The organism is Duganella sp. BJB1802, from assembly GCF_013369445.1.
Taxonomy (GTDB): domain Bacteria; phylum Pseudomonadota; class Gammaproteobacteria; order Burkholderiales; family Burkholderiaceae_D; genus Rugamonas; species Rugamonas vulcania_A.
On sequence record NZ_JABWEF010000019.1, the window covers coordinates 21,627 to 44,575 of the forward strand.

At 64.9% G+C, this 22,949-nt stretch carries 26 protein-coding genes and 1 pseudogene; 18 read left to right on the forward strand and 9 right to left on the reverse strand.

Going from position 1 to position 22,949, the window contains the following annotated elements:
- Window positions 1–105 precede the first annotated feature (105 nt).
- From HUX88_RS25155 to HUX88_RS25170, 4 genes are all read left to right on the forward strand, one after another.
- The gene (locus HUX88_RS25155) at window positions 106–363 is read left to right on the forward strand and encodes a hypothetical protein (RefSeq protein WP_117011585.1); all 258 of its coding nucleotides are present in this window, start codon (window positions 106–108) and stop codon (window positions 361–363) included.
- A complete protein-coding gene (locus HUX88_RS25160) occupies window positions 360–758 on the forward strand; it encodes a PIN domain-containing protein (protein ID WP_176363569.1) in 399 nt (132 codons plus the stop codon). Before HUX88_RS25155 ends, HUX88_RS25160 begins: the two co-directional genes overlap by 4 nt.
- Before the next feature lie 44 nt (window positions 759–802).
- Window positions 803–1,888, forward strand: a complete 1,086-nt coding sequence (locus HUX88_RS25165) for a patatin-like phospholipase family protein (RefSeq protein WP_176363570.1) — start codon at window positions 803–805, stop codon at window positions 1,886–1,888.
- Between the two features lie 101 nt (window positions 1,889–1,989).
- Entirely contained in the window at window positions 1,990–3,747 is a 1,758-nt protein-coding gene (locus HUX88_RS25170; protein ID WP_176363571.1) for a methyl-accepting chemotaxis protein, read from the forward strand.
- A gap of 9 nt (window positions 3,748–3,756) precedes the next feature.
- On the opposite strand, the gene hemW is transcribed toward HUX88_RS25170, so the two are convergent.
- The 6 genes from hemW to HUX88_RS25200 form a co-directional block, all read right to left on the reverse strand.
- Entirely contained in the window at window positions 3,757–5,016 is a 1,260-nt protein-coding gene (gene hemW / locus HUX88_RS25175; RefSeq protein WP_117011590.1) for a radical SAM family heme chaperone HemW, read from the reverse strand.
- Window positions 5,013–5,597, reverse strand: coding sequence for an RdgB/HAM1 family non-canonical purine NTP pyrophosphatase (gene rdgB, locus HUX88_RS25180; protein WP_176363572.1), 585 nt, complete (start codon window positions 5,595–5,597; stop codon window positions 5,013–5,015). The genes hemW and rdgB overlap by 4 nt, the downstream gene beginning before the upstream one ends.
- Before the next feature lie 63 nt (window positions 5,598–5,660).
- Complete coding sequence (locus HUX88_RS25185) at window positions 5,661–6,602, reverse strand: substrate-binding domain-containing protein (protein WP_117011592.1); 942 nt, start codon at window positions 6,600–6,602, stop codon at window positions 5,661–5,663.
- A 59-nt stretch (window positions 6,603–6,661) separates the two neighbouring features.
- Entirely contained in the window at window positions 6,662–7,396 is a 735-nt protein-coding gene (rph, locus tag HUX88_RS25190) for a ribonuclease PH (protein ID WP_176363573.1), read from the reverse strand.
- A 12-nt stretch (window positions 7,397–7,408) separates the two neighbouring features.
- Window positions 7,409–8,380, reverse strand: a complete 972-nt coding sequence (locus HUX88_RS25195; RefSeq protein ID WP_176363574.1) for a PP2C family serine/threonine-protein phosphatase — start codon at window positions 8,378–8,380, stop codon at window positions 7,409–7,411.
- 24 nt (window positions 8,381–8,404) lie between these two features.
- The gene (locus HUX88_RS25200) at window positions 8,405–9,424 is read right to left on the reverse strand and encodes a serine/threonine-protein kinase (protein WP_176363575.1); all 1,020 of its coding nucleotides are present in this window, start codon (window positions 9,422–9,424) and stop codon (window positions 8,405–8,407) included.
- Between the two features lie 88 nt (window positions 9,425–9,512).
- Between HUX88_RS25200 and HUX88_RS25205 the strand changes: the two genes are divergently transcribed.
- From HUX88_RS25205 to HUX88_RS25215, 3 genes are all read left to right on the forward strand, one after another.
- Window positions 9,513–10,403: a YicC/YloC family endoribonuclease gene (locus HUX88_RS25205; protein ID WP_117011598.1), complete on the forward strand. Its 891-nt coding sequence runs from the start codon at window positions 9,513–9,515 to the stop codon at window positions 10,401–10,403.
- Between the two features lie 97 nt (window positions 10,404–10,500).
- Window positions 10,501–10,755: a type II toxin-antitoxin system Phd/YefM family antitoxin gene (locus HUX88_RS25210; protein ID WP_117011600.1), complete on the forward strand. Its 255-nt coding sequence runs from the start codon at window positions 10,501–10,503 to the stop codon at window positions 10,753–10,755.
- On the forward strand, window positions 10,752–11,174 hold the full coding sequence (locus tag HUX88_RS25215) for a type II toxin-antitoxin system VapC family toxin (protein ID WP_117011602.1): 423 nt from the start codon (window positions 10,752–10,754) through the stop codon (window positions 11,172–11,174). Before HUX88_RS25210 ends, HUX88_RS25215 begins: the two co-directional genes overlap by 4 nt.
- On the opposite strand, the gene HUX88_RS25220 is transcribed toward HUX88_RS25215, so the two are convergent.
- A complete protein-coding gene (locus HUX88_RS25220) occupies window positions 11,166–11,453 on the reverse strand; it encodes a putative quinol monooxygenase (RefSeq protein WP_176363577.1) in 288 nt (95 codons plus the stop codon). The genes HUX88_RS25215 and HUX88_RS25220 overlap by 9 nt on opposite strands.
- Before the next feature lie 114 nt (window positions 11,454–11,567).
- Here HUX88_RS25220 and HUX88_RS25225 point away from each other — a divergent pair, with 114 nt between their 5' ends.
- From HUX88_RS25225 to HUX88_RS32720, 7 genes and pseudogenes are all read left to right on the forward strand, one after another.
- Window positions 11,568–12,311 (forward strand): DUF72 domain-containing protein, encoded by a 744-nt coding sequence (locus HUX88_RS25225; RefSeq protein WP_176363578.1) that lies wholly within the window; start codon window positions 11,568–11,570, stop codon window positions 12,309–12,311.
- An 83-nt stretch (window positions 12,312–12,394) separates the two neighbouring features.
- Entirely contained in the window at window positions 12,395–13,033 is a 639-nt protein-coding gene (gmk, locus tag HUX88_RS25230; protein ID WP_161099348.1) for a guanylate kinase, read from the forward strand.
- Window positions 13,034–13,057: 24 nt separating this feature from the next.
- Window positions 13,058–13,261 carry a DNA-directed RNA polymerase subunit omega gene (rpoZ, locus tag HUX88_RS25235; protein ID WP_008451304.1) on the forward strand — a complete coding sequence of 68 codons (204 nt, stop codon included), beginning with the start codon at window positions 13,058–13,060 and terminating at the stop codon, window positions 13,259–13,261.
- A gap of 97 nt (window positions 13,262–13,358) precedes the next feature.
- Window positions 13,359–15,689, forward strand: coding sequence for a bifunctional (p)ppGpp synthetase/guanosine-3',5'-bis(diphosphate) 3'-pyrophosphohydrolase (locus HUX88_RS25240; RefSeq protein ID WP_176363579.1), 2,331 nt, complete (start codon window positions 13,359–13,361; stop codon window positions 15,687–15,689).
- Between the two features lie 507 nt (window positions 15,690–16,196).
- Entirely contained in the window at window positions 16,197–16,613 is a 417-nt protein-coding gene (locus tag HUX88_RS32710; RefSeq protein ID WP_229219545.1) for a hypothetical protein, read from the forward strand.
- A 42-nt stretch (window positions 16,614–16,655) separates the two neighbouring features.
- Window positions 16,656–16,820, forward strand: a pseudogene (locus HUX88_RS32715) (transposase); the annotation flags it as partial.
- A 12-nt stretch (window positions 16,821–16,832) separates the two neighbouring features.
- Window positions 16,833–17,036, forward strand: a complete 204-nt coding sequence (locus tag HUX88_RS32720; RefSeq protein ID WP_229219514.1) for a hypothetical protein — start codon at window positions 16,833–16,835, stop codon at window positions 17,034–17,036.
- Between the two features lie 22 nt (window positions 17,037–17,058).
- Here HUX88_RS32720 and HUX88_RS25250 read toward each other — a convergent pair whose 3' ends face one another.
- Window positions 17,059–17,907 (reverse strand): hypothetical protein, encoded by an 849-nt coding sequence (locus HUX88_RS25250; protein WP_229213031.1) that lies wholly within the window; start codon window positions 17,905–17,907, stop codon window positions 17,059–17,061.
- Window positions 17,908–17,932: 25 nt separating this feature from the next.
- Window positions 17,933–18,499: a transcription elongation factor GreB gene (gene greB, locus HUX88_RS25255; protein WP_008451309.1), complete on the reverse strand. Its 567-nt coding sequence runs from the start codon at window positions 18,497–18,499 to the stop codon at window positions 17,933–17,935.
- A 115-nt stretch (window positions 18,500–18,614) separates the two neighbouring features.
- Here greB and HUX88_RS25260 point away from each other — a divergent pair, with 115 nt between their 5' ends.
- The 4 genes from HUX88_RS25260 (at window position 18,615) to HUX88_RS25275 (ending at window position 22,785) form a co-directional block, all read left to right on the forward strand.
- Window positions 18,615–19,184, forward strand: a complete 570-nt coding sequence (locus HUX88_RS25260) for a hypothetical protein (RefSeq protein WP_117011610.1) — start codon at window positions 18,615–18,617, stop codon at window positions 19,182–19,184.
- 23 nt (window positions 19,185–19,207) lie between these two features.
- A complete protein-coding gene (locus HUX88_RS25265) occupies window positions 19,208–20,392 on the forward strand; it encodes a sensor histidine kinase (RefSeq protein WP_117011612.1) in 1,185 nt (394 codons plus the stop codon).
- A 23-nt stretch (window positions 20,393–20,415) separates the two neighbouring features.
- Window positions 20,416–21,063, forward strand: coding sequence for a response regulator transcription factor (locus HUX88_RS25270; RefSeq protein WP_117011614.1), 648 nt, complete (start codon window positions 20,416–20,418; stop codon window positions 21,061–21,063).
- A 138-nt stretch (window positions 21,064–21,201) separates the two neighbouring features.
- Entirely contained in the window at window positions 21,202–22,785 is a 1,584-nt protein-coding gene (locus HUX88_RS25275; protein WP_176363580.1) for a GGDEF domain-containing protein, read from the forward strand.
- The last annotated feature ends 164 nt before the right edge of the window (window positions 22,786–22,949 follow it).

Consider the following 22,949-nt stretch of genomic DNA (forward strand, 5'->3'; position numbering starts at 1 on the left):
GGAAGAGCTCATCAAATGACTTGTTGTGCTCGCCGCACAATTGATGCGCCTCCTTGACGGCTTGCCCGTCGCGCCTACCATTAAACGGTCAAGCAGGAGGTCACCATGAAAATCACCATCGATCTGGATGAGATCACACTCATCCGCCTCGACCGCGCCGCAAAGGACTGTGGCGGCAGAGATATGCTGATCCAGCGTGCGCTGAACCATTGGTTCACCCGGATGGAGCAAAAGACCCGTGAGGAACAACGTGGCAAACCCTGGCCGCAGGATGTGCTTGCCTTCAAGGGTATTCCAGACTTGCTTCCTTTGGAATCGCGCCGGGAAGAGCTGCCCGCCCCTATCGACGATCCCTTCGCATGAAGTACTTGCTCGACACCTGTACCGTCAGCGACCTCATTCGCGGGTATGGCGCGGTGGGACAGCGCTTTCGCGCGACTCCGTCTGACGAGCTGGCCATCTCGGCAATCACTCGCATGGAGCTGGAGTACGGACTGGCACTCTCCCCCGCGCGAGCCGCGCGGATTGAAAACGCATTGAATTTGCATTTGTCCCGCATCCTGTTGCTGCTGTTCGATGAGGACGATGCCAAGGAAGCAGGCAAGCTGCGCGCCAGCCTGCGGATATCGGGCTGTCCGATAGGCCCGTACGACTTGCAAATCGCAGGATGCGCCCTGGCCCGCAATTTGATACTAGTCACCTCCAATACCCGCGAATTCGGACGGGTGCAGGGATTGCGGTTGGAGAACTGGCGGTAAAATGGCGGATTACCCGCTCCAGCCATTGTATCGTTCAACACACCATGTCCTTACCCATCACCATCCGGCTCGGCGCGCGGGCACGCCAGCGCATCGCGGCCGAGGGCATCCAAGCGGCCGATGTCGCCATCGTGCCGGCCGCCGCCGGCGGGCCCAAGGGCCTGATCCTGCATGGCCTCGATTGCTGGATGTTCGGCCACTGGCTGCGCGCCGCGCCGCGTCCGCGCAAGCTGGTCGGCGCTTCGATCGGCGCCTGGCGCATGGCGGCCTCGGCCTTCGACAATCCGCTTGCCGCCCACCAGCGGCTGGCGCGCCTGTACGCCGGCCAGCGCTATCCGGCCAAGGTGACGCCCGCCTACGTCAGCCAGGCCATCCGCGCCCTGCTCGATGAATTGCTCGACGGCCGCGCCGCCGAACCGGCCAACCATCCGAACCACCACGTCTCGGTGCTGACCGCGCGCGGCGTGGGTGCGCTGGGCTACACCGGCGGCCAGCGCTGGCGCGAGATGGCCGGCTTCGCGCGCGCGGCCGCCGGCAATGTGCTGTCGCGCCGCCATCTGGCCTCATCGATGGAGCGCGTGGTGTTCCACAACCGGCGCGACGATGCGCAATGGCTGCGCCAGCCATTCGACGCCTTCGCCGGCCACTTCGTCGGCCTCGACCCGACCAACCTGCGCGACGCGCTGCAGGCCTCGGGCTCGATCCCGCTGGTGCTTGAAGCGGTGTCGTCCATCGCCGGCGCGCCGGAAGGCGCCTACTGGGACGGCGGCCTGATCGACTACCATCTGCACCTGCCCTACCAGCGCGATCCCGGCCTGGTGCTGTACCCGCATTTCAGCGACTACATCGTGCCCGGCTGGCTGGACAAGTCCATGCCATGGCGCCGCACCCGCCCCGGCCCGGCCCACCCGGCGCTGGACAATGTGATCCTGGTCTCGCCCTCGCCCGACTTCGTCGCCGGCCTGCCCAACGGCAAGCTGCCCGACCGCCGCGACTTCAAGGCCTACGGCCAGGACCACGCCGGCCGCCAGCGCGACTGGACCCGCGCCATCGCCGAGAGCGAACGCCTGGCCGAGGCCTTCGCCGCCTGGTGCGAACGGCCCGACCTGGCCCGGACGGCCACCTTCTGATTGTTTCGAAAAAGCAACGGAGGCATCCGAAGATTCATGCCCGCCGCCGCGGGACGGGCGCATACTTGAGCCCTGCAAGTTGCGTCCCACGGAGAGTGATCATGAATTTTCTGACCCATCTGCGCATCGGCACCCGGCTCGCCGCCGGCTTCGCCATTGTCCTGCTGCTCGCCATCGGCGCCACCTCGGTGGCCTTGTACAACGCCCACGTCAACGCCGCCGCCACCCGCCACATGATGGAGCAGCCGCTGGCCAAGGAACGCCTGGCCTCCGACTGGTACGTGCTGATCTACTCGGCCGTGGCGCGCACCGCGCTGATCGCCCGCAGCAGCGACGACACCCTGTCAACCACCTTTGCCGACGTCATCTCCGACAGCACCAAGAAAGGCGGCGAACTGATCGCCAAACTCAAGGAGCTGATGGTCAGCGACGAGGAAAAGGCCGTGTTCGAGTCCTCCGGCGCCCTGCGCGCCACCTACCAGAAGGCCAAGACCGACATCATGAACGCCAAGAAGGCCGGCAACGCCGGGGAGGCTGAAAGACTGTACAAGGACGTCTTCATGCCATCGGCCACGGCCTACCAGAACAAGGTCCAGGCGCTGCTGACCTTGCAGCGCAAGGCCATCGACGACACCGCCCACGCGATCGACGCCGCCAACGACCGCAGCAACATGCTGCTGATGGTGCTGGCGGTGCTGATGGTGGCGATCGGCTCGCTGGCGGCGTGGGTGATCTCGCGCTCGATCACCGTGCCGCTCAAGTCGGCGGTGGCGATCGCCGCCACCGTGGCCAACGGCGACCTGACCACCCGCTTCGACACCGAGACCAGCGGCTGCGAGATCGGCGAGCTGATGACCGCGCTCAAGGGCATGAACGACGCGCTGCACAACGTGGTCAGCCAGGTGCAGAGCGGCACCAGCACCATCGCCACCGCGTCCAATGAGATCGCCGCCGGCAATATGGACCTGTCCCAGCGCACCGAGGAACAGGCCAGCTCGCTGGAGGAAACCGCGTCGTCGATGGAGGAGCTGACCTCGACCGTGCGGCAGAACGCGGAGAACGCCAGGCAGGCCAACCAGCTGGCCCAGGCCGCGTCGGACGTGGCCGAGCGCGGCGGCACCATCGTCGGCCAGGTGGTCGATACCATGGGCTCGATCGACGCCTCGGCCAAGAAGATCGTCGACATCATCGGCGTGATCGACGGCATCGCTTTCCAGACCAATATCCTGGCGCTCAACGCCGCCGTGGAGGCGGCCCGCGCCGGCGAGCAGGGACGCGGCTTCGCGGTGGTGGCCTCGGAGGTGCGCAACCTGGCGCAGCGCAGCGCGGCGGCGGCCAAGGAGATCAAGGAGTTGATCGGCAATTCGGTCGAGCAGGTCGACATCGGCGCCAGGCTGGTGCAGCAGGCCGGCAGCACCATGGACGACGTGGTGTCCAGCGTGCGCCGCGTGACCGACATCATGGGCGAGATCACCTCGGCCAGCAGCGAACAGAGCATCGGCATCGACCAGGTCAACACCGCCATCACGCAGATGGACCAGGTGACGCAGCAGAACGCGGCGCTGGTGGAACAGGCCGCCGCCGCGGCGGCCAGCATGCAGGAACAGGCGGCGCGGCTGGCCGACGTGGCCGCGTCGTTCAAGCTGGGCGACGAGGTGGCGCAAGCGATGCCGGTGCCGGCGCGCCCGGCCCAGGCCCCCGCGCGGGCCGCCGTCCGCGCAGCCGTCCCGGCGTCCGCCGTGCGGGCCGCCATACAGCCGCTGCGCAAAGTGGCGCCGCCGGCCAGGCCGGCGCCGGTCAAGCTGGCCGCGAAAAAATCCGCCAGCGTCGGCGGCGACAGCGACTGGGAAGAGTTCTAGGACCGGCCGTCAGCTGGTCAGGAACATCTCCTGCAGATCGTTGAGGAAGCGCTGGCCCAGTTCGGTCGGCTTGATCAGCTTGTGGTCGCGGTACAGCAGGCCCTTGGCTTCGGCCGCGTTGAGCTGCTTCTCGATCGCGTTCAGGCTCAGGCCGGTGCGCTCGGCGAACAGGTTGGGATCGAAGCCGCCATGCAGGCGCAGCGTGTTGAGCATGAACTCGAAGCCCATGTCCTCCCGCTTGATCTCGTACTCCTCCTGCACCGGCGCGCCCAGCCGCACCTGCTCCATGTAGGCCTTGGGCTGCTTGTAGCGGGCCTGGCGCAGGATGCGGTGCGGGAACGACAGCTTGGAGTGCGCGCCCGCGCCGATGCCCAGGTAGTCGCCGAATTCCCAGTAGTTCAGGTTGTGGCGCGCGCGCCGGCCCTCCTTCGCGTAGGCCGACACCTCGTACTGGCCGTAGCCGTTGGCGGCGGTCAGCTCGGCGATCATGTCCTGCATGTCGGCGCTGGCGTCGTCGTCCGGCAGCGCCGGCGGGTACTTGGCGAACAGCGTGTTCGGCTCCATCGTCAGGTGGTACAGCGACAGGTGCGGCGGATTGAAGGCCATCGCCGTCTCGACGTCGAGGCGCGCCTCGTCCAGCGTCTGCGACGGCAGCGCGTACATCAGGTCGAGGTTGAAGTTGTCGAAGTTGGCCAGCGCGATCTCCACCGCGCGCTTGGCCTCGCCGCCGTCGTGGATGCGGCCCAGCGCCTTCAGGTGGCGCTCGTCGAAGCTCTGGATGCCGATCGACAGGCGGTTGATGCCGCTGGCGCGGTAGGACTTGAACTTCTCGGCCTCGAAGGTGCCGGGATTGGCCTCCATCGTGATCTCGCAGTCGCTGTCCAGAGGCAGCAGGGTTCGCACGTCCGACAGCAGCCGGTCCAGCCCCGCCGCCGACATCAGGCTGGGCGTGCCGCCGCCGATGAAGATCGTATAAATCTTGCGGCCCCAGATCAACGGCAGCGCCATCTCCAGGTCGGTGCGCAGCGCGTCCAGGTATTCCTGTTCCGGGAAAGTGTGGCCGTCCTTGGCCTCGTGCGAGTTGAAGTCGCAGTAGGGGCACTTCTTCACGCACCACGGGAAGTGGATGTACAGCGACAGCGGCGGCAACGCCTGCAGGTTCAGCGAGCCGGCCTGCAGGTACTTGGCGGCGACGCCGGCGGCCTCGCTGATGTCGGTGGCCGGCTTGGCCGCCTTGCTGGCGGCGCCGACGATTTTAATCGGGATCATTTGAGCTTCTCTACCAGCGCGCGCAGGGCCTGGCCGCGGTGCGACAGGGCGTTCTTTTCATCGGCCGTCAACTCTGCGGCGCATTTGCCCAGCGCCGGAATGTAGAAATGCGGATCGTAGCCGAAGCCGCCGTTGCCGCGCGGGGTGGCGATCATCTCGCCGTTCCAGCGGCCGTCGGCGATCACCGGTTGCGGATCGTCGGCGTGGCGCACGAACACCAGCACGCAGTAGTAGTAAGCGGACTTGTCGGCGTGCGCGGCCAGGTCGGCGATCATCTTCTCGTTGTTGCGCGCGTCCGATTTCGGCTCGCCGGCGTAGCGCGCCGAGTACACGCCGGGCGCGCCGCCCAGCGCGTTGACGCAGACGCCGGAATCGTCGGCCAGCGCCGGCAGCCCGGTCAGGCGCGAGGCGTGGCGGGCCTTTTGCAGCGCGTTTTCCACGAAGGTGTGGAACGGCTCGTCCGCTTCCGGGACGTCGTACTCGCCCTGGGCGTGCACGGAAAAACCAACCGTCGACAGCAGCTCGTTGAATTCTTTCAGCTTGCCGGCGTTGTTGGAGGCGAGGATCAGGCGTTGGGTCATGGATAATCTGGTGTGACGATGGGGGAAGCCGGCATTGTAATCCTTTTGCGCGCGCGGCTCCCGCTATGGGGTCAGCAGCGAGCGGATCTCCGGCTTCAGGTAGTTCTCCTGCGTGACCATGACGGCGTCCGTCAGGATCAGCGCGGGCTTGATGGGCGCGCCCTTGGCTGCGGCCAGCGCGGCCTTCATGGCCTGGTAGCCCATCTGGCGCGGGTCCTGCACCACCAGGCCGTGGATTTCCTGGCGCCGCAAGCCGTCCAGCAGGAACTCGGTGGTGTCGAAGCCGATGAATTTCTTCTTGCCGGCCAGGCCGGTGAGCCGCAGCGCGCGCAGCATGCCGTCGCTGGTCGATTCGTTGACGGCGAAGATGCCGTCCACTTGCGGATACTTTTCCAACAACGTTGCCGCGCCACGGGCGGCCTTGCCCCGCGTGCCGCCGCCGTACTCGTCGGCGACGATGGCCACGCGCGGCGCGTTCTTCCTCAGGTGGTCGATGAAGCCGTTGGCGCGGTCGTCGGTCGAGCCGCTGCCGGGAATGGTGCGCAGCACCGCCACCGTGCCCTGCCGGTCCAGCAGCTTGGCCAGGCGTTCGGCGGCCCGCGCGCCGGCGGCGTAATTGTCGGTGGTGACGAAGTTGGCCTGCGCGTTGCCGTCCACCGCCGAATCGACCACGACCACCTTGATCCCCATGGCGGCCGCCTGCCTGACCGGCTCGACCAGCCGCGCGCGGTCGGTCGAGGCGATGATGATGGCGTCGACCTCCGGCCTGGAGTAGATGCGCAGGATCTGGATCTGCGAATCGATGTCGTCGTTATGGGCCGGGCCGCGCCAAGTCAGGCTGACATGCCCGTCCTCCTGCATGGCCCGCTCCACCCCTTGCCGCATGAAGGTCCAGAAGTCCTGGTCGCGCGCCTTCGGAATGAAGACGACGTTGAGGTCTTTGGCTTGGGCCGGCCACATCGAAAACGCGATGCACACCAGCAGGAGCGACATCCATTTTTTCATCCGTCCATTCTACAACCGGCGCGGCGTCCGAGGGCTGTATTTCGGCCGGCCGTTGCGGATCAGGCGGCCAGGCCCAGCGCCTGCTTCTGCAGCTTGACCAGGTCGGCGATGCCGCCCTGCGCCAGGTCCAGCAGGCGGTTCATGCCGGCGCGGTCGAAGGCCGCGCCTTCGGCCGTGCCCTGCACCTCGATGAAGTGGCCGGCGTCGTTCATCACCACGTTCATGTCGGTGTCGCAGCCGGAATCCTCGACGTAGTCCAGGTCCAGCACCGGCATGCCCTGGTAGACGCCGACCGAGATCGCCGCCACGAAGTTCTTCACCGGGACCGACGGCAGCACGCCGCGCTCGACCAGCTTGGAGAACGCGTCGTACGCCGCCACCATGGCGCCGGTGATGGACGCGGTGCGGGTGCCGCCGTCGGCCTGGATCACATCGCAGTCGAGGTTGAGGGTGCGCTCGCCGAACGCCTCCAGGTCGAACGCGGCGCGCAGCGAGCGGCCGATCAGGCGCTGGATCTCCTGCGTGCGGCCGGACTGCTTGCCGCGCGCGGCCTCGCGGTCCATGCGGGTGTGGGTCGAGCGCGGCAGCATGCCGTATTCGGCGGTCATCCAGCCCTGGCCTTTGCCCTTCAGGAAGCCGGGCACCTTCTCCTCGATGCTGGCGGTGCAGATCACCTTGGTGTCGCCGCACTCGATCAGCACCGAGCCCTCGGCGTGCTTGGTGTAGTTGCGGGTCAGGCGCAGGGTGCGCAGCGCATCGACGGCGCGGCCGCTCGGACGGGATTCAAATGACATAAACAGTATTCCTTATTTGAGGACTTGGGAGGATTTTTCGATGGCGCCGCGGATCTCGGCGATGGCCTTCTCGATTTCATCGTCGTCGAAGGCGTCCGCTTCCGTGGCCGGCGCGGCGGCCTGCTCCGGCACCGGGGCGCTGTTGATCGTGGTGCTGTGCAGGTCCTGCGGCAGGGCTTCGGTCGAGATCACGGTCGACAGCTCGGCCGCGGCCAGCGTGCTGGCGCCCATGCTGTCGATCATGGAGCTGCCCTGCCACATGATGGCCAGCGCGGTGACGTTGTCGCTGGCGCTGCCGGCCGCGCCCAGCGCCGCCTGCAGCAGGTCGGGCACGGCCCGCACCACGGTCTGGCTGCGCAGGCGCCGCACCAGCTCGTCGTCCGGCAGCATAGACCACAAACCGTCCGAGCACAACAGCATCAGGTCGCCCGGCAGCATGCCGGCGCCGCCCGAGATCTCCACCTTCGGCAGGCTGTCGGCGCCCAGGCAGTTGTACAGCTTGTTGCGGTCGGGATGGGTGGCGCGCTCGGACGGCTGCGCCAGGCCCTTGGCGATCAGGCTTTCCACGTGCGAGTGGTCGCGCGTGCGCGCCAGGATCTGGCCGTCGCGCATCCAGTACAGGCGCGAATCGCCGCAGTGCGCCCAGGTGGCGGTGTTGTGCTGGATCAGGCAGGCGACGATGGTGGTGCGCGGCGTCTCCGGCAGATTGTGCTCGTGGCGGTAGCGGTGGATGTCGTGGTGAGCCGCCAGGAAGGCCTCCTCCAGGAAGCGCTGCGGCTTTTTCACGTAGGGCGCGGCCTGCTGCTGGAACAGCGCCGACACGGTCTGCAGCGCCACGGTGGCGGCGATCTCGCCGCGCAGGTGGCCGCCCATGCCGTCGGCCAGCACCAGCAGCAAGGCGTCGCGGGTGAAGCTGTAGCCCATGCGGTCCTGGTTGACCTTGCGGCCGCCGATGTGACTTTCCTGGTACACGGAGAATTGCATGGTGCGGCCTCTTGTCGTTGTCGGTTAGATCAGCGTGTCGGGCCCGGCCTTGGCCTGGGGCTTGGACTGGCCCTGCCCGCCCAGCCGGCCGACCAGCCCGCGCCAGCCGGCGCCCAGCCGGTCCAGCACGCCCAGCGGCGGGGGCGGAGCGGCCGGCGCGGCCGGCGCCGCCTGCAGCACCTTCTGCAGCGCGAACAGGCTTTGCGGGCGCTCCAGCGGATCCAGCGCCAGGCACCAGCGCACCATCTTGACCAGTTCCGGCGTGTACTGGCCCTCCAGCTTGTCGAAGTGGCCGGCCATCTTGTCCCCGGTCTTGCGCTGGTCGGCCGGCTGCGGCGGCGCGCCGGCCATGCAGGCGAACATCGAGGCGCCGATGCTGTACACGTCCGACCACGGCCCCAGGCCGCCGGCCTTGGCGTACAGCTCGGGCGGGGCGAAGCCGGGGGTGTACATCGGCGTCAAGGTCGGCAGGTCGTTGTTGACGGTCTGGCGGGCGGCGCCGAAGTCCAACAACATCGGCGTGCCGTCGGTGCGCAGGTAGATGTTGGCCGGCTTCAGGTCCAGGTGCAGCAGCTTGTTGGCGTGCACCTCGCGCAGGCCCTTGAGCACCTGCAGGAAGATGGTGCGGATGAAGGCCTCGCCCACCTTGCTGCCCTTGGCGCGCTGGCGCTGGATGTGCTCCTGCAGCGAATGGCCCGATTCGTAGGCCATCACCATGTAGACGGTGTCGTTGGCGCGGAAGAAGTTGAGCACGCTTACAACATTCGGATGGGAGATGCGCGCCAACGCCCGTCCCTCCTCGAAAAAACACTTGAGGCCGATGCGGAACACGGGCAGATGCGCCTTGGAGATGGTCGGCACCAGTTCGCCCTCCTGCCGCAGCGCCAGGGAACTGGGCAAATACTCCTTGATCGCCACCGCCACGCCGTCGCCGTCGTACGCCAGATAAACAATACTGAACCCACCGGACGCAATTTTCTTTACAATGCGATATCCAGCAATTTCCAGACCATCTGGTAACGGGGCGTTGTTTTGTGCAGCCATAGGATTCCTCGCCTCAACAACCGGATTGTGTGGATAAATCACTGTTTTGTAAAGATTAAATCGGGGACATCCATTGAGCATTTCCAGTATGACGGGCTACGCCGTCGCCACCAGTGAAAGTGCGGCGGGAACACTGACTATCGAAATCAAGAGCGTCAACTCGCGATTTCTAGACCTTCAGTTTCGAATAAACGACGATTTGCGAGCGCTTGAACCCGATTTGCGCTCGGCGATCATGGCGGCCATCACGCGCGGCAAGGTGGAATTGCGCCTCAGTTTCGGCCGCAAGGCCGCGACCACCGGTTCGCAGGCGCTGAACCTGCCGCTTTTGACCGAATTACAACGCTTGCAAGCCGAGGTGAGCGGCCATTTCCCGGCCGCGCCCACCATGTCGGTGGCCGAGCTGCTGCGCTGGCCGGGCGTGATCGAGGAAGCCCAGATCGGCCAGGAATCGCTGCAGGCCGACGTCGCCGCGCTGACCGCGCGCACGGTGCAGGCCTTCGTCCACAGCCGCCAGCGCGAAGGCGCGGCGCTGGAGACGATGCTGACCTCGCGCATCGAGGCGATGGAGGTGATCGTCAAGCGCATCACGCCGCTGATCCCGCAGGTGGTGTCGGCGTTCCAGCAGAAGGCGGTCGAGCGCATGCAGGACGCGCTGGGCTTGGCCTGCCAGGGCTCGAATTCGGCGCTGTCGCGCCAGGACGCGCTCGAGCGCATCCGCCAGGAGGTGATCCTGTACGGCATCCGCATCGACGTGGCCGAGGAGCTGGGCCGGCTGTCTGCGCACCTGACCGAGACGCGCCACATCCTGAAAAAAGGCGGCCAGGTCGGCAAGCGGCTGGACTTCATGATGCAGGAACTGAACCGCGAAGCCAACACGCTGGGCGCCAAGGCCTCGGTCAAGGAACTGGCCGACGCCTCGATGGAACTCAAGCTGCTCATCGAACAGATGCGCGAGCAGGTGCAGAACCTGGAATAAGCGACACATCAAGGGAGCCGAGGCTCCCTTTTCCGTCAGTGCCCAGCTTGCTTGCGACAGTACCCCGAAAGGAGTACCTTGGCTCCAGGAGGGCATCATGACGACTGCGACCTTACCCGGCAAGACAAGCGAGCTATCCTTAGCGCAAGCGCAGAAAAAGGCTGAGCATGAACCGTTCGTCATTTTCGGCGAGAACGGCCCCTCGCACATCCTGCTAAGTATCGCGGACTATGAACGTCTCATCAGCGGCAAACTCAATATCGTCGAGATGCTGTGGATGCCAGACATGGCGGATATCGACTTCGATCCGCAGCGCTCCTCTGAAACCGTGCGTCCAGCCGACTTCTCCTGATGTTTATTCTCGATACCAATGTGGTGTCCGAGCTCAGGAAAGTGGCGCTCGGCAAGGCCAATGGCAATGTCCAGCAGTGGGCTACAAGCGCGGAGCCCAGGGTCCTGTATTTGTCGGCCATAACCATACATGAATTGGAAATCGGCGTATTGCAGCTCAAACGTCGCAATGCCACCGGCAGCGATGTTCTGCGCAAATGGCTGGACGGTCACGTACTTAGCTCGTTTTCCGGGCGCATTCTGCCTGTCGACACTGCGGTCGCCCAGCGCGCAGCAGTGCTACATATTCCCCAGACACGCCCCTGGGCGGATGCGTTCATCGCTGCCACCGCCCTCGTGCATGACATGGTCGTGGTGACACGCAACGTCGGAGATTACCAGACCACCGGCGTGAGGTTACTGAACCCATGGCTACATTAGCTGGTTCAGCTTGAGAACCTGCACGTCCACCAAGCCATCGACGGCCTTGATCAGCTCCAGGAAATGCGGCGTGGTTTCGTGGAGCGCATGCGCCTCGGCGCCGCGCCAGGCCTCGAGCACGACGAAGCGGCCCGGGTGCTCCAGGTCGAAATGCAGGTCGTAGCGGATGCAGCCCGCTTCGGCGCGGCTCGGCGGCACGACGCGCTCCAGCGCGGCCTTGAGCACGGCCTCGTGGCCCGGCTTGGCGGTCAGGGTGGCGACGACGATCAGTTCTTGCATGGGGACTCCTGTGTTTGATGAGAAAATCCAAGCTGGGGACGATTGAAAAAACGGCAAGTGCATCCGCCAAAAAATCCCGCTATCATCGCCCCATCGACCGGCAAGGAGCGCTGCATGGCACAGATCTGGGTAGGCATAGGCGGCTGGGATTTCGCCCCGTGGCGCGAAACGTTTTATCCCAAAGGCACGCCGCAGAAAAAGGCGCTGGAATACGCCAGCCGGCAAGTGACCAGCATCGAAATCAACGGCACCTTCTACCGCACCGCCAAGCCCGAGCACTTCGCCTCGTGGGCCGCGCAAACGCCGGACGACTTCGTGTTCTCGGTCAAGGCCAACCGCTTCGCCACCAACCGCAAGGTGCTGGCCGAGGCCGGCGAATCGATCGAGCGTTTCATCAACAGCGGCCTGGACGAACTGGGCGCCAAGCTCGGCCCCATCCTGTGGCAGCTGGCCGCCACCAAGCAGTTCGACCCCGACGACCTGCAAGCGTTCTTCAAACTACTGCCGGCCAAGCTGGGCACGCGCAAGCTGCGCCACGTGCTCGACGCCCGCCACCCCAGCTTCCTGTGCGACGACTATTACAAGCTGGCGCGCAAGCACAAGATCGCCACCGTCATCACCGACTCGCCCAAGTATCCCAACGTCAGCGAGGTCACCGGCGAGTTCGTCTACGCGCGTTTGATGAACGCGCAGAGCGACATCGAAACCGGCTACACCAAGCCCGCGCTGAAACAGTGGGCCGAGCAAGCGCACCAATGGCAGCAAGGCGCCAAGTCCGGCGACGCCTACGTCTACTTCATCAACGGCGCCAAGGAACGCGCGCCCGCCGCCGCGCTGCATCTGCTGACACTGCTGTAAATTGGCTGCCCATGCTTGCTCTTGGTAAAATACGTCTTTGGGCGACGAAGTTGTGCGCCCGTTGACGTTTTCGAAAGAGAGACATGAGCGCAACCAACTCATTCGCAGGCAGCCTGTTCATGGTGGTCGCGCCTTCGGGCGCCGGCAAGTCCACGCTGGTCAACGCGCTGCTGGCGCAGGAACCGACCATCAAGCTGTCGATATCCACCACCACCCGCGCGCCGCGTCCGGGCGAGACCCACGGCAAGGAATACTACTTCACCACCGCCGAGGATTTCGTCCAGCGCGCCGACGCCGGCGAGTTCCTGGAGTGGGCCGAAGTGCACGGCAATTACTACGGCACCTCGCGCATCATGGTCGAACAACAGATGAAGACCGGCACCGACATCCTGCTGGAAATCGACTGGCAAGGCGCGCGCCAGGTGAAGAAGCAATTCCCGCAGGCGGCCGGCATTTTCATCCTGCCGCCGTCGATCGACGCGCTCGAGGAACGCCTGAAGAAACGCGCCACCGACGCACCGCATGTGATCACGCGCCGGCTGCTGGCGGCGGGCGGCGAAATCGCCCACGCTCCCGAGTTCGAGTATGCTATCATCAACGAAGAATTTGCAGTCGCCCTGTCGGAACTGACGGCGATTGTCAGAGCGGCCCGTTGCCGGTTTGCGCAACAAGCGGCGCGCAACGCCTCGCTATTTGCCCAACTGGGTATCCACGCTGAATAAATACACAAGATTTTAGGAGTTAAGATGGCCCGCATTACTATTGAAGATTGTTTGAAAACTATCCCTAACCGTTTCCAGCTGACCCTGGCCGCGACCTATCGCGCCCGTCAACTGCTGCAAGGCCACACCCCCAAGGTCGAAGCCAAGGACAAGCCGACCGTCGTCGCGCTGCGCGAAATCGCCGCCGGCAAAGTCGGTCTGGAAATGTTGAAAAAGGTCCCAATGTAAGTTGGGCCCGGCGTTCCCGAACAATGTGAATGGTGCGGTTTAGCAGTAGTATGGGATATCCTTATCCCACATTCTCATCGAGACGGAACGCGAACGTATGAATCTGATCCCTGCCGATCCGACATTGAGTGGCATGCCCGCCAGGGCGAACCAGCCGGCCCCTGCGCCGGCTGCGGCCACGTCAGGAGCCGACGCAGGGGATAGCACCGCCACCCTCGCCTCATCCGCACCAGCTCCCATCCCGCCTGTGATTTCTTCGTCGCCCCTGGCCACGCCCACCCTGACCGCCGGCGTCGCCTCCGTCACGCATCTGACCGAAAAACTGGCCGAGTACATGAACGCCGCCGACCTGAAAAAGGTCAAGGAAGCCTACCGCTTCTCGGATGAAATGCACCTGGGCCAGGTGCGCAAGTCGGGCGAGCCCTACATCTCGCATCCGATCGCCGTGGCCGAGATCTGCGCCGACTGGAAGCTCGACGCCCAGGCCATCATGGCCGCGCTGCTGCACGACGTGATGGAGGACCAGGACGTCAAGAAGGAAGAGCTGATCGAACGCTTCGGCGCGCCGGTGGCCAACCTGGTGGATGGCCTGTCCAAGCTGGAGAAGATCGAGTTCCAGAGCCAGATCGAGGCGCAGGCCGAGAACTTCCGCAAGATGCTGCTGGCGATGGCGTCGGACGTGCGCGTCATCCTGATCAAGCTGGCCGACCGCCTGCACAACATGCGCACGATGGAGGTGATGGCGCCGGCCAAGAAGGCGCGCATCTCCAGCGAGACCATGGAAGTGTACGTGCCGATCGCGCACCGCCTCGGCCTGAACAACATCTACCGCGAGCTGCAGGATTTGTCGTTCTCGCACCTGTACCCGCTGCGCTACCGCACGCTGGCCAAGGCGGTGAAGGCGGCGCGCGGCAACCGGCGCGAGGTGGTCAAGAAGATCCTCGAATCGGTCAAGAACACGCTGGCCATGGCCAACATCGAGGCCGAGGTCTACGGCCGCGAGAAGACGCTGTACGGTATCTATAAAAAAATGCGCAGCAAGCACCTGTCGTTCTCGCAGGTGCTTGACGTGTACGGCTTCCGCGTGGTGGTCGACAGCTTCCCCAACTGCTACGTGGCGCTGGGCACCTTGCACTCGCTGTACAAGCCGATGCCGGGCAAGTTCAAGGACTATATCGCGATCCGCAAGCTCAACGGCTACCAGTCGCTGCACACCACGCTGATCGGCCCGTACGGCACGCCGGTGGAGTTCCAGATCCGCACCCAGGAGATGCACCGCACCGCCGAGTCGGGCGTGGCCGCGCACTGGCTGTACAAGAACGGCGACGCCAACATGTCGGACATGCAGCAGCGCACCCACGCGTGGCTGCAGTCGCTGCTCGACATCCAGCAGCAGACCGGCGACTCGGCCGAATTCCTCGAACACGTCAAGGTCGACCTGTTCCCCGATTCGGTGTACGTGTTCACGCCCAAGTCCAAGATCATCGCGCTGCCGCGCGGCGCCACGCCGATCGACTTCGCGTACTCGATCCACACCGGCATCGGCGACCACACGGTATCGGTCAACATCAACAACGAGCCGGCCTCGCTGCGCACCGAGCTGCGCAACGGCGACATCGTCGAGATCGTCACCGACGCCAACTCGCGGCCGAGTCCGACGTGGCTGTCGTTCGTCCGCACCGGCAAGGCGCGCTCGGCGATCCGCCACCACCTGCGCACCATCAACCTGCCGGAATCGATCACCCTGGGCGAGCAGCTGCTGTCGCACGCGCTGACCTCGCTGGGCATCAACCCGGAGCTGGAAGAGCATCTGGTGGAGCGGCTGCTGAACGAATCGAGCGCCAAGTCTTTGGACGAGCTGTATGCCGACATCGGCATCGGCAAGCGCATGGCGGCGCTGGTGGCGCGCCACATCTTCGGCCTGCGGGGCGGCGAATCGGCCAGCGCGCCGGTCGACCACAACAGCGCGGCCGAGCTCGATCCGGTGACCATCTGCGGCAGCGAGGGCGTGTCGGTGCAGCTGGCGCCGTGCTGTTTGCCGATCCCGGGCGACTCCATCATCGGCCAGCTGCGGCGCGACCAGGGGCTGCTGGTGCACACCGGCGACTGCACGCTGGCCAAGCGTCAGAAGATCAAGGAGCCGGACCGCTGGATCGCGGTCAAGTGGGGCACGGAACTGAACCGCCGTTTCGACAGCCGCATCAAGCTGCTGATCAACAACGAGAAGGGCATCCTGGCGCGCGTGGCGGCCGAGATCGGCGAGTCGGACGCCAACATCACGTACGTCGGCATGGATGAGGACAAGGAACACGTGCTGCATCAGCTGCGCTTCACGATCCAGGTGAAGGACCGAGTGCACCTGGCGGGCCTGCTGCGCAACGTGCGCCGCGTGGCCGGCGTCAACCGCATCCTGCGCGAGCGCAGCTAAGCCGCGTCGCGCAGCACAACAAGGGCAGGCATCGCGCCTGCCCTTTTGCGTTTACCAAATTGGGTCGCCTGATTTGACCACGAGCTGTGCCGTAGCGGCCGCTACGGCACAGCTCGTGTCCAAATGTCACACTTCGTGACATTGAGCGTACCGCATCTCCATCGGATAATAACGAAGTAAGTGGCCGGGCGGGAGTGACGCTGATCAGACTTAGTGCCATGTGGAGCACGGGCCGATAGGTGCTTCTGCTCGTTTCATTTGATAAGTCCGAATTGGGTATCTGGGCCATCGCGTCAATGCGTAAGCCTGCATACGAGGAAGGTCAAAAATGGATGCGATATACGCAGCAGTAGGTATTGATGTTGGGGTAAGAGAAAATTAGATATTGCAATTGCTGGTCAACGGAAACCAAGACCAAGGTGCTGGAAAAATCCCGCATCGAAGGTCACCGAGCGCTGCTCGATTGGCTGGGCAAATCCTGCGCCGTTATCGGCCTTGCACGTTTGCATGGAGGCGACCGGGGTGTATTCCGAGCCGGTGGCGCTTGCGTTGCACCAGGCCGGCCTGATGGTGAGCGTGGAGAATCCGGCCTGCATCAAAGGCTTTGGCCACAGCGAGAATGAGCCCGCAACAAGAACGATGCCATCGGACGCCGGCCTGATCGCTCGCTACTGCGCAGCGGTCGCGGCCTGCGCCCTGAGTCCGCCGCCGCTGGAGCAGCGCCAGTTGCGGGCAAGGGCGGACACAGCGCGTTCAAGCCTTGAAGGATATCCAGCAGGAAGAGAACCGGCTGGAGGCGTTAGCCATCGGTGGAATGGACGAGAGGTGGTGCAGCACGTGCGGCAGCATATCACCTGGCTCAGCGCAGAAATTGAGAAGCTTGAAAGCGACATCGACGATCACATCGATCGCCATCCTGCCTGAAGCATCGATGCGGAGTTGCTCAATACAATCCCCGGCGTAGGGATGACCACGGCGGGCTGCTGTATTGGGGAGTTTGGGCGATATCCGCCGCTTTTAGTGCGAAAGCCTTCTGCCGCCTTCCTTGGCGTAACGCCCAAGCAACGCAGCTCCGGAAGCTCAAGGAGGGGACGAACGACCATCAGTCGAACAGGCAATACATCATTGCGCGCTGCGCTGTATATGCCTAGCCTGGTGGCGCGCCGTCATAACCCCATCCTGCGCCAATTCGCCGAGCGGCTTGCTGCGACTGGCATGGCACAGAAAGCCGTGATCGGCGCAGTCATGCACAAACTGGCTCACCTGATTTATGGGGTGATACACAATGACAAGCCTTTCGATCCTAATTACTTATCGAAAGGGCTTGCCATTCAAGACGGTATCTGACCCCAATTTGCTTGATTCCAATTTATTTGTACGGATCGTACCAATAGGCCTTGTTGGCCAGCGGCGTCTGCGGGGATAGCAGCGGATTGTCCAGCCGGAACAGGCGGCGCTTGCGCAGCGCCGCTTTTTCAATCAAGCCGTCATAGAATTCATGGAAGATCTGGTCGAAACGGCCGTCGGCGATCAGCAGTTGCAGCCCGTACTCCAGCCTTCGCGCCAGCCTCGGCTGTCCACCGATGAAGAAGTAGCGTGGCAGCGGCATATAGATCACCAGGCTGCGCTCCACCGCCAGTTGCGGAAACGCCGGCGCGTATTCCTCGCGCTCGTACAGCGCCTCGTCGATCGCACGCGGGAAATGCTGGAACCGGTGCGCCGCCAGCATCCGGTGCAGCCCCGCCGTCGTCGCGCCGCCAACCACGTCGAAACCAGCCTGCGCAAACACCGCCGTCGAACTCCACTGCCGCCCCGCGCCCAGGCTCATCGCCTTCAGCTGCGCCAGGGTGCGCGCCTTTGAAAACGCCTCCTGCTCGCGGCCGTCGATCAGCGAGATGCGATAGCCCGACAATCCCTTGTCCACCGGGATACGCACCGGGATCAGCTCGCGCTCCCACTCGGTCGACGTCACCTGCGCGCTCAGGTTGACGGCCTGCCCTTTCCGCATCTCCACCATCAGCCGGTCGCGCTGCACGCGCAACGTCGAGATCTTCACCTCATACTCGCCGTACTTGGGACGCGAGGCCTCCAGCGCCGCCGTCAACAGGCGCAGGACGTGGCTGTTGTTGAACTCTGTCTTGCTGGAATTCAGGTCGATGATGTAACGATCCAGCGCCAGCGCCGGATCCTGCCAGCCCGCCAGCGCCAGCAGGCACAATCCTGCCCAGGCCAGCCGGCGGGCTTTAGTCGGCAGCCGGGGCCGGATAGCTCACCTCAAGAATCTCCAGCTCCTCCACGCCGTGCGGCGCCTGGAAGGTGATGACGTCCCCCTCGCGCGCCTTGGTCAGCGCGCGCGCCACCGGCGCCACCCAGCTGATCTTGCCGTTCAGCGGGTCGAGCTCGTCGATGCCGACGATGGTGATGGTGCGCGTCTCATCGTGCTGGTTGCAATAGGTGACGGTGGCGCCGAAGAACACCTGGTCGCTGCCATGGTGCACGCTGGGGTCGACAATGGCGGCCGAATCCATGCGCTTGGTCAGAAAGCGGATGCGGCGGTCGATCTCGCGCAGCCGCCGCTTGCCGTAAATGTAGTCGCCGTTTTCCGAGCGGTCGCCGTTGGACGCGGCCCAGTGCACGATGCGCACCACCTCCGGCCGGTCGACGTCGATCAGCTGCAACAGCTCGTCCTTGATGCGCTGGTAGCCTTCCGGCCGGATGTAATTCTTCGACCCGGCCGGAATCGCCAGCGCCAGCGCGGCGGCTTCCTCGTCGTCGTCCTGGTCCGACTCTTTGACAAATGCTTTGTTCATGCGGACTATTGTAACGGCTTCGTGCGGCGCCGGGGCTGTTGTGTACGTTCGGTGTTTTTCCCCGCGCCGGCGGTGCTTTCACGTATCATGATAGCGATAGAACAATGCTTCAACGATGAAACCCTTCCACCGCTTCTGCCGCTCGCTGTTCGCCCCGCTGGTCTACCTGGCGGCCCTGCTGCTGTTGCTGGAGGACTGGCTGTGGGACGTCGGCATGCGCGTGCTGCGCCGGCTGTCGGCCTGGCCGCCGCTGCACCGGCTGGAGGCGTGGATCTGCACGCTCAGCCCCTACGCCGCGCTGGCGCTGTTCGTGCTGCCGGCGCTGCTGCTGTTCCCGGTCAAGCTGCTGGCGCTGTGGGCGATGACGCACGGCCACGCCATGCTGGGCCTGCTCGTCATCGTGCTGGCCAAGCTGGGCGGCGCGGCGGCGGTGGCGCGCATCTTCCTGCTGACGCGGCCGGTGCTGATGACCATCGTCTGGTTCGCCCGGCTGCTGCACTGGTTCCTGGCGCTCAAGGAACGCTGGATCGAACGGCTGCGCGCCACCCACGCCTGGCGCCGCGTCAGCGCGCTGGCCAAGGCCTGGCGCCACTGGCGCCAGCACGCCGCGCCGTCGCCGCGCGGCTGGATCGCGCGCTTCCGCCGCCTGCTGCGGCGCTTCCGCGCGCGCTGGCGGCCCCGTTAATCCATATTATTTATACTATTACCATGAACGCAGCCTCCCCTCCCCCTGCCGACAGCGCGGCCCTGGCCGACGAGCTGGAACAGGTGCGTGCGCGCTTCGACGCCATCGTCTCCAACACGCCGGGCCTGGTCTACCAGTTCGTACTGCACCAGGACGGCCGCGTGTCCTTCCCCTATCTGAGCGACGGCTGCCAGGCGCTGCTGGGCCTGACGGCGGCCGAGCTGCGCGACCATCCGGACCGCTTCCTCGAGCTGATCCTGGCCGACGACCGCAAATCCTACCTGGACGCGATGCAGGCCTCGGCCAACGCGCTGTGGAGCTGGAACTGGGAGGGCCGCATCTGGGTCGACGCCTGGAAGGACGTCAAGTGGATCAACCTGCGCTGCACGCCGCACGCGCTGGCCGACGGCGCGGTGCGCTGGGACGGCATCATGACCAACATCAGCGAGAGCAAGCAGGAGCAGCTGGAGGTGCGCCACTCGCGCGCCCGCCTGGCCGAGCTGAGCGCGCACGCCGAGCGCGTCAAGGAGCAGGAGCGCGGCCGCATCGCGCGCGAGATCCACGACGAGCTGGGCGGCAATCTGACCGCGATCAAGATGGCGGTCGCCATGCTGGCCGCGCGCCTGGACGAGGTGGGCGATTTCCCGGCGCTGCGCGACAAGACCGACTATGTCGACGCCCTGGTCGACCGCACCATCGACGCCGTGCACCGCATCTCGCTCGACCTGCGGCCGGCGCTGCTGGACCTGGGCCTGGCGGCGGCGCTGGAGTGGCAGGTCAAGGAATTCGAGAAGCAGACCGGCATCGCCTGCAGCTTCAACGCCAACCAGCGCGACGTCGAGCTCGACAACGACCAGGCCACCGCCCTGTTCCGCATCGCCCAGGAGGCGCTGACCAACATCGCCAAGCACGCCGGCGCCACCCGCGTCAGCGTCAAGCTGGCGCGGCTACGGCACCACATCAGCCTGAAGATCGGCGACAACGGCCGCGGCATCCGGCAGGCCGACCGCGCCAAGCCGGCCTCGTTCGGCCTGCGCGGCATGGCCGAGCGGGCCCGCGCGCTCGGCGGCACGCTCACCCTGAGCCACGCGGCCGGCGGCGGCACCGTGGTGTCCATCAAAATTAAGCACGAAAGCGCACGCGCGGCCCTCATCGCGGCCGCCGCCGGCGCTACAATAGCGGGTGAAAACATTTCTGCTGTGAAATAGCAAAAGATCAAATAGAGAGTCACATGTCAGAAAAAGCCATCATCAAGGTCTTCATCGCCGACGACCACGCCATCGTGCGGGAAGGCTTGAAACAAATCCTGGCCGAGACGCGCGACATCGTCGTGGCCGGCGAGGCCGAGAACGGCCTGGACGCCATCAAGCTGTTCCGCAAGGCCGACTGCCAGGTCATGCTGCTCGACATCTCCATGCCCGACCGCAGCGGCATCGAGGTGCTCAAGCAGATCAAGAAGGAAAAGCCGGAGCTGGCGGTGCTGATGCTGTCCATGCACCGCGAGGACCAGTACGCGATCCGCTCGCTCAAGGCCGGCGCGGCCGGCTACCTCACCAAGCAGAGCGCGCCGCGCGAGCTGGTGACGGCGATCCGCCAGGTGGCCGGCGGGCTCAAGTACATCAGCCCGGCGCTGGCGCAGGAGCTGGCCAACCACGTCGGCGAGGACCACGAGGCGCCGCCGCACGACTGCCTGTCCGACCGCGAATACCAGACCCTGACCATGATCGCCTCCGGCAAGACGGTGGGCATGATCGCCAAGGAACTGTCGCTGTCGGTCAAGACGGTCAGCGAGTACCGGGCCCGGCTGCTGGTCAAGATGAAGCTGAAGAACAGCGCGGAACTGACCCACTATGCGATCAAGAACCAGCTGATCGAATAGGCACGGTCAGGCGCTTGCCGGAATGTCCATACTTGATACCCTGATGAAAGCCACATTCAGCCCTTTTATTCAGGCTATGCCGACCGGGACACGCGCTTATTATGGTTTAATGAACAAACCTTTAAGAGGCAGCATCTGATGTCCAGCAAATCCCCCACTCCCGAGCAGAATCCGGCCGACATCGCGCGCGAGGCGTTCAAGCGCCTGGCCGTGCGCCGCATCGCGCCGACGCCGGAAGCCTACCGCGACATCTACAACGAAATCGCCGGCATCGCCGCCGAGCCGGCCGCGGCCCCCGCCGCGCCGCTGGGCGCGGTCGATCCCGGGCCGGAATCGGTGCTCAGCCAGTTCGCCACCCGCCTGACCGAGAACAGCGGCGACCTGGCCGACTTCGGCCGCCGCTTCAACCGCGCCGTCAAGTCGCGCGACTGGGAGGGCTACGCCAAGACGCTGTCGCAGCTGGTGGAAAAGCACTTCGTCAGCCGCAAGGGCGGCATCGAGGTGGCCGGCCTGGAGGACGAGCAAAGCCGCACGCTGCGCGACCTGCTCAGCCGCACGCTGACCTTCGCCGTGGCCTCGCTGCTGTCGGGCGCGCCGGTGCTGGTGGCCGAGGCCGAATCGCTGGGCGCGGCCACCAAGCTGGCCCACAGCGAGGAGGCGCTGGCCGAGATTGCCGTGCGCCTCAAGCAGCTGTGCTACCAGATCGAGCTGCGCGGCGGCGACACCGGCGAGCAGCAGGAGTTGCTGCTGCGCCTGTTCAAGCTGCTGCTGGAGAACGTCAGCGAGCTGCTCGACGACGACAGCTGGCTGCGCGGCCAGATCGAATCGGTGCAGAACCTGATCACCGGCCCGATCGACGTGCGCGCGCTGGAGGAGGCCACGCGCAGCCTGAAGGAAGTGATCTACAAGCAGGGCCAGCTCAAGCACAGCCTGTCGGACGTCAAGCTCACCGTCAAGAACATGATGATGACCTTCATCGACCGCCTCGGCCAGGTCGCGGCCTCGACCGGCGACTTCCACGAGAAGATCGGCGGTTATTCGGAAAAGATCAGCAAGGCCGACAACATCGCCGAGCTCAACAACATCCTCGACGAGGTGCTCAAGGAAACCCGGCTGGTGCAGAGCGAGGCCTTGAAGGCGCGCGACAAGATGGTGCTGGCGCGCCAGGAGGTGCAGGACGCCGAGAACCGCATCCACGCGCTGGAGGCCAAGCTGCAGCACTTGAGCGAGCTGGTGCGCGAAGACCAGCTGACCGGCAGCCTCAACCGCCGGGGCCTGGACGACGTGTTCGAGCGCGAGACCGCGCGCGCCGACCGCCGCGGCACGCCGCTGTGCATCGCCATCCTCGACCTGGACGATTTCAAGAAGCTCAACGACACCTACGGCCACATCGCCGGCGACGCCGCGCTCAAGCACCTGGTCAAGATCGTCAAGGACACGCTGCGCTCGATGGACGTGATCGCCCGCTTCGGCGGCGAGGAATTCCTGATCCTGATGCCGGAGACCACGGTCGAGGCGGCCGCGAGCACGATGACCCGCCTGCAGCGCGAGCTGACCAAGCACTTCTTCCTGCACGACAACGAGAAGGTGTTGATCACCTTCTCGGCCGGGGTGGCGCTGCGCCGTCCGAACGAGGAGCAGACCGAGCTGGTCAAGCGGGCCGACAAGGCCATGTACACCGCCAAGCAAACCGGCAAAAACCGGGTGGTGGTGGCCGACTGAGCCCCGTTTATTGTCAATTTGATTCCAGCCCGGCGCCCGCCGGGCTTTTTTTTGCCCAAAAACAAGGCTGAAAAATAATTATTTTTGCCCTAAAGATTCCGCGAACGCGGTCGTTTAAACGGGCATAGGTAATGAACTTTAGGCCTGCCGCAGAAAATTTCCCG

What these genes read in the sequence shown, in the direction of transcription:
- HUX88_RS25155 (WP_117011585.1), top strand. Translation starts at nt 106, where the DNA reads ATGAAAATCACCATCGATCTGGATGAGATCACACTCATCCGCCTCGAC.
- HUX88_RS25160 (WP_176363569.1), top strand. Translation starts at nt 360, where the DNA reads ATGAAGTACTTGCTCGACACCTGTACCGTCAGCGACCTCATTCGCGGG.
- HUX88_RS25165 (WP_176363570.1), top strand. Translation starts at nt 803, where the DNA reads ATGTCCTTACCCATCACCATCCGGCTCGGCGCGCGGGCACGCCAGCGC.
- HUX88_RS25170 (WP_176363571.1), top strand. Translation starts at nt 1,990, where the DNA reads ATGAATTTTCTGACCCATCTGCGCATCGGCACCCGGCTCGCCGCCGGC.
- hemW (WP_117011590.1), bottom strand. Translation starts at nt 5,016, where the DNA reads ATGATCCCGATTAAAATCGTCGGCGCCGCCAGCAAGGCGGCCAAGCCG.
- rdgB (WP_176363572.1), bottom strand. Translation starts at nt 5,597, where the DNA reads ATGACCCAACGCCTGATCCTCGCCTCCAACAACGCCGGCAAGCTGAAA.
- HUX88_RS25185 (WP_117011592.1), bottom strand. Translation starts at nt 6,602, where the DNA reads ATGAAAAAATGGATGTCGCTCCTGCTGGTGTGCATCGCGTTTTCGATG.
- rph (WP_176363573.1), bottom strand. Translation starts at nt 7,396, where the DNA reads ATGTCATTTGAATCCCGTCCGAGCGGCCGCGCCGTCGATGCGCTGCGC.
- HUX88_RS25195 (WP_176363574.1), bottom strand. Translation starts at nt 8,380, where the DNA reads ATGCAATTCTCCGTGTACCAGGAAAGTCACATCGGCGGCCGCAAGGTC.
- HUX88_RS25200 (WP_176363575.1), bottom strand. Translation starts at nt 9,424, where the DNA reads ATGGCTGCACAAAACAACGCCCCGTTACCAGATGGTCTGGAAATTGCT.
- HUX88_RS25205 (WP_117011598.1), top strand. Translation starts at nt 9,513, where the DNA reads ATGACGGGCTACGCCGTCGCCACCAGTGAAAGTGCGGCGGGAACACTG.
- HUX88_RS25210 (WP_117011600.1), top strand. Translation starts at nt 10,501, where the DNA reads ATGACGACTGCGACCTTACCCGGCAAGACAAGCGAGCTATCCTTAGCG.
- HUX88_RS25220 (WP_176363577.1), bottom strand. Translation starts at nt 11,453, where the DNA reads ATGCAAGAACTGATCGTCGTCGCCACCCTGACCGCCAAGCCGGGCCAC.
- HUX88_RS25225 (WP_176363578.1), top strand. Translation starts at nt 11,568, where the DNA reads ATGGCACAGATCTGGGTAGGCATAGGCGGCTGGGATTTCGCCCCGTGG.
- gmk (WP_161099348.1), top strand. Translation starts at nt 12,395, where the DNA reads ATGAGCGCAACCAACTCATTCGCAGGCAGCCTGTTCATGGTGGTCGCG.
- rpoZ (WP_008451304.1), top strand. Translation starts at nt 13,058, where the DNA reads ATGGCCCGCATTACTATTGAAGATTGTTTGAAAACTATCCCTAACCGT.
- HUX88_RS25240 (WP_176363579.1), top strand. Translation starts at nt 13,359, where the DNA reads ATGAATCTGATCCCTGCCGATCCGACATTGAGTGGCATGCCCGCCAGG.
- HUX88_RS32710 (WP_229219545.1), top strand. Translation starts at nt 16,197, where the DNA reads ATGGAGGCGACCGGGGTGTATTCCGAGCCGGTGGCGCTTGCGTTGCAC.
- HUX88_RS32720 (WP_229219514.1), top strand. Translation starts at nt 16,833, where the DNA reads ATGCCTAGCCTGGTGGCGCGCCGTCATAACCCCATCCTGCGCCAATTC.
- greB (WP_008451309.1), bottom strand. Translation starts at nt 18,499, where the DNA reads ATGAACAAAGCATTTGTCAAAGAGTCGGACCAGGACGACGACGAGGAA.
- HUX88_RS25260 (WP_117011610.1), top strand. Translation starts at nt 18,615, where the DNA reads ATGAAACCCTTCCACCGCTTCTGCCGCTCGCTGTTCGCCCCGCTGGTC.
- HUX88_RS25265 (WP_117011612.1), top strand. Translation starts at nt 19,208, where the DNA reads ATGAACGCAGCCTCCCCTCCCCCTGCCGACAGCGCGGCCCTGGCCGAC.
- HUX88_RS25270 (WP_117011614.1), top strand. Translation starts at nt 20,416, where the DNA reads ATGTCAGAAAAAGCCATCATCAAGGTCTTCATCGCCGACGACCACGCC.
- HUX88_RS25275 (WP_176363580.1), top strand. Translation starts at nt 21,202, where the DNA reads ATGTCCAGCAAATCCCCCACTCCCGAGCAGAATCCGGCCGACATCGCG.